The organism is Anabaena sp. FACHB-1237, assembly GCF_014696225.1.
In the GTDB taxonomy this organism is placed as follows: Bacteria; Cyanobacteriota; Cyanobacteriia; order Cyanobacteriales; family Nostocaceae; genus FACHB-1237.
The window spans coordinates 1-4,750 of record NZ_JACJPV010000095.1 but is presented as its reverse complement, the minus strand read 5'-3'; the positions used below and the strand labels follow the sequence as shown (position 1 = coordinate 4,750).

The following is a 4,750-nucleotide window of genomic DNA, read 5'->3' as shown; positions in this document are numbered from 1 at the left end:
AAAGAGCTAAACAAACGATTCAAAACGGAGAGTTTGATCCTGGCTCAGGATGAACGCTGGCGGTATGCTTAACACATGCAAGTCGAACGATGTCTTAGGACATAGTGGCGGACGGGTGAGTAACGCGTGAGAATCTGGCTTCAGGTCGGGGACAACCACTGGAAACGGTGGCTAATACCGGATGTGCCGAGAGGTGAAAGGCTTGCTGCCTGAAGAAGAGCTCGCGTCTGATTAGCTAGTTGGTAGTGTAAGAGACAACCAAGGCGACGATCAGTAGCTGGTCTGAGAGGATGATCAGCCACACTGGGACTGAGACACGGCCCAGACTCCTACGGGAGGCAGCAGTGGGGAATTTTCCGCAATGGGCGAAAGCCTGACGGAGCAATACCGCGTGAGGGAGGAAGGCTCTTGGGTCGTAAACCTCTTTTCTCAAGGAAGAAAAAAATGACGGTACTTGAGGAAGAAGCATCGGCTAACTCCGTGCCAGCAGCCGCGGTAATACGGAGGATGCAAGCGTTATCCGGAATGATTGGGCGTAAAGGGTCTGTAGGTGGCGATGCAAGTCTGGGGTTAAAGAGTCTAGCTCAACTAGATAAAAGCCGTGGAAACTGCCGAGCTAGAGTAGGGTAGGGGCAAGAGGAATTCCTGGTGTAGCGGTGAAATGCGTAGAGTTCAGGAAGAACACCGGTGGCGAAAGCGTCTTGCTAGACCCTAACTGACACTGAGGGACGAAAGCTAGGGGAGCGAATGGGATTAGATACCCCAGTAGTCCTAGCCGTAAACGATGGATACTAGGCGTGGCTCGTATCGACCCGAGCCGTGCCGGAGCTAACGCGTTAAGTATCCCGCCTGGGGAGTACGCACGCAAGTGTGAAACTCAAAGGAATTGACGGGGGCCCGCACAAGCGGTGGAGTATGTGGTTTAATTCGATGCAACGCGAAGAACCTTACCAGGGTTTGACATGGCGTGAATCTTCTTGAAAGGGAAGAGTGCCTTAGGGAACACGCACACAGGTGGTGCATGGCTGTCGTCAGCTCGTGTCGTGAGATGTTGGGTTAAGTCCCGCAACGAGCGCAACCCTCGTTTCTAGTTGCCAGCAAGAAAGATGGGAACTCTAGAGAGACTGCCGGTGACAAACCGGAGGAAGGTGGGGATGACGTCAAGTCAGCATGCCCCTTACGCCCTGGGCTACACACGTACTACAATGCTACGGACAAAGAGCAGCGAGCAGGGGACTGCAAGCAAATCTCATAAACCGTAGCTCAGTTCAGATCGAAGGCTGCAACTCGCCTTCGTGAAGGAGGAATCGCTAGTAATTGCAGGTCAGCATACTGCAGTGAATTCGTTCCCGGGCCTTGTACACACCGCCCGTCACACCATGGAAGCTGGTAACGCCCGAAGTCATTACCCCAACCGAAAGGGGGGGGATGCCTAAGGTAGGACTGGTGACTGGGGTGAAGTCGTAACAAGGTAGCCGTACCGGAAGGTGTGGCTGGATCACCTCCTTTTAGGGAGACCTAATCCAATGTAGAATCGAAAGCGAAAGCAAATAGAAATACAACTGGTCTACTCTAGGTCGGTCGAGATTGGCAAAAATAACTTTCAAAGTATTAAATCGGATTCAGAGGGCAAACCTAGCACCTGTGAGAAACAGAATGCTGGAGTGAGATCCAGTCAGAACCTTGAAAACTGCATAAGAGAAAGAGTAAAAAAAGCAGTAAAAACTGCAAGTGGTCAAGCGAAAAAGAGCTAATGGTGGATACCTAGGCACACAGAGGCGAAGAAGGACGTGGTTACCTACGAAAAGCTCCGGGGAGTTGGAAGCAGACATTGAGCCGGAGATATCCGAATGGGGCAACCCTAAATACTACCTGTTGAATATATAGACAGGAAAGAGCCAACCTAGCGAACTGAAACATCTTAGTAGCTAGAGGAAAAGAAATCAAAAGAGATTCCCCAAGTAGTGGTGAGCGAAAGGGGAAAAGCCTAAACCAAAAGGTTTACCTATTGGGGTAGTGGGACAGCAACATCGAATCAGAAGACTAGACGAAACAGCTAAATACTGTACCAGAGAAAGTGAAAGTCTTGTAGTCAAAAGTTAGAAGATAGAAGCTGAATCCCGAGTAATACGGGGCACGAGGAATCCCGTATGAATCAGCGAGGACCATCTCGTAAGGCTAAATACTACTGTGTGAGCGATAGAGAACAAGTACCGCGAGGGAAAGGTGAAAAGAACCCCGATAAGGGGAGTGAAATAGAACATGAAACCATTAGTTTACAAGCAGTGGGAGTTCGATTAAACGAACAACCGCGTGCCTGTTGAAGAATGAGCCGGCGACTTATAGGCACTGGTAGGTTAAAACGAGAATGTTGAAGCCAAAGGGAAACCGAGTCTGAAAAGGGCGATAATCAGTGTTTATAGACCCGAACCCTGGTGATCTAACCATGTCCAGGATGAAGCGACCGTAACAGGTCGTGGAGGTCCGCACCGACCGATGTTGAAAAATCGGCGGATGAGGTGTGGTTAGGGGTGAAATGCCAATCGAACCAGGAGCTAGCTGGTTCTCCCCGAAATGTGTTGAGGCGCAGCGGTAATGAATAAATCTAGGGGGTAAAGCACTGTTTCGGTGCGGGCTGGGAGACCGGTACCAAATCGAGACAAACTCAGAATACCTAGAGAACACATTGCCAGTGAGACGGTGGGGGATAAGCTTCATCGTCAAGAGGGAAACAGCCCAGACCACCAGCTAAGGTCCCCAAATCATCACTAAGTGATAAAGGAGGTGGGAACGCAAAGACAACTAGGAGGTTTGCCTAGAAGCAGCCACCCTTAAAAGAGTGCGTAATAGCTCACTAGTCAAGTGTTCCTGCGCCGAAAATGAACGGGGCTAAGTGATGTACCGAAGCTGTGGGATTAGTAAAATAATCGGTAGGGGAGCGTTCCGTGGTAGGGAGAAGCAGTAGCGGCAAGCAGCTGTGGACGAGACGGAAGTGAGAATGTCGGCTTGAGTAGCGCAAATATATGTGAGAATCATATACCCCGAAACCCTAAGGGTTCCAGAGCCAGGTTCGTCCACTCTGGGTTAGTCGGGACCTAAGGCGAGGTCGAAAGGCGTAGTCGATGGACACAGGGTCAATAATCCCTGACTATTATGTGGGAGCATCACTAGGGACGCATGAAAGATAGCCATACCCTAATTGGTTTGGGAGGGGTTTACGAACTCCGCGTGGTGAAGGAAAGTGCCAAGAAAAGCTAGGGATGTGATGAAAGCATAGTACCCGTACCCGAAACCGACACAGGTAGGGAGGTTGAGAATACCAAGGGGCGCGAGATAACTCTCTCTAAGGAACTCGGCAAAATGGCCCCGTAACTTCGGAAGAAGGGGTGCCCACGAAAGTGGGTCGCAGTGAAGAGATCCAGGCGACTGTTTACCAAAAACACAGGTCTCCGCTAACTCGAAAGAGGACGTATGGGGGCTGACGCCTGCCCAGTGCCGGAAGGTTAAGGAAGTTGGTCAGTGGCAACATGAAGCTGACGACCGAAGCCCCGGTGAACGGCGGCCGTAACTATAACGGTCCTAAGGTAGCGAAATTCCTTGTCGGGTAAGTTCCGACCCGCACGAAAGGCGTAACGATCTGGATGGTGTCTCAGAGAGAGACTCGGCGAAATAGGAATGTCTGTGAAGATACGGACTACCTGCACCTGGACAGAAAGACCCTATGAAGCTTTACTGTAACCTGGAATTGTGTTCGGGCTTGGCTTGCGCAGGATAGGTGGGAAGCGATGAACTTCTCCTTGTGGGGGGAAGGGAGCTAACGGTGAGATACCACTCTGGCGAAGCTAGAATTCTAACTCATTTCCGTAAGCCGGAAAGAGGACAGTTTCAGGCGGGCAGTTTGACTGGGGCGGTCGCCTCCTAAAAGGTAACGGAGGCGCGCAAAGGTTCTCTCAGCACGCTTGGAAACCGTGCGGCGAGTGTAAAGGCAATAAGAGAGCTTGACTGTAAGACTGACAAGTCGAACAGGTACGAAAGTAGGCCTTAGTGATCCGACGGCGCAGTATGGAATGGCCGTCGCTCAACGGATAAAAGTTACTCTAGGGATAACAGGCTGATCTCCCCCAAGAGTCCACATCGACGGGGAGGTTTGGCACCTCGATGTCGGCTCATCGCAACCTGGGGCGGAAGTACGTCCCAAGGGTTGGGCTGTTCGCCCATTAAAGCGGTACGTGAGCTGGGTTCAGAACGTCGTGAGACAGTTCGGTCCATATCCGGTGCAGGCGTTAGAACATTGAGAGGAGTCCTCCTTAGTACGAGAGGACCGGGAGGAACGAACCGCTGGTGTACCAGTTATTGTACCAACAGTAGACGCTGGGTAGCCACGTTCGGAGCGGATAACCGCTGAAAGCATCTAAGTGGGAAGCCCACCTCAAGATGAGTGTTCTCACTACTAAAAGTAGGTAAGGTCACGGGCAGAACACCCGTTCATAGGCTCTATGTGGAAGTACAGTAATGTATGTAGCAAAGGGGTACTAATAGACCGAGGGCTTGACCTCTCATTTTTTACTCTTTCTTTAATGCAGTCTTCAGGGACTCTGTTAAGTTCAAGTTCCTAACAGGTTTTCCTGGTGTCTATGGCGCGGTGGAACCACTCTGATCCCTTCCCGAACTCAGTTGTGAAACGCTGCTGCGGCGACGATAGTTGAGGGGTTGCCCTCTGTGAAAATAGCTCGATGCCAGGTTTATTATT

General features: G+C 51.0%; 3 rRNA genes. All 3 read left to right on the top strand.

The features are described 5' to 3' along the window. Window positions 1-21 precede the first annotated feature (21 nt). Window positions 22-1,509: ribosomal RNA gene (locus tag H6F32_RS20210) — 16S ribosomal RNA — on the top strand. A gap of 224 nt (window positions 1,510-1,733) precedes the next feature. Next, window positions 1,734-4,556, top strand: a 23S ribosomal RNA gene (locus H6F32_RS20205). A 68-nt stretch (window positions 4,557-4,624) separates the two neighbouring features. Continuing rightward, window positions 4,625-4,742 (top strand): 5S ribosomal RNA (gene rrf, locus H6F32_RS20200). Together the 16S, 23S and 5S rRNA genes form the textbook arrangement of a ribosomal RNA operon. Window positions 4,743-4,750: the final 8 nt, after the last annotated feature.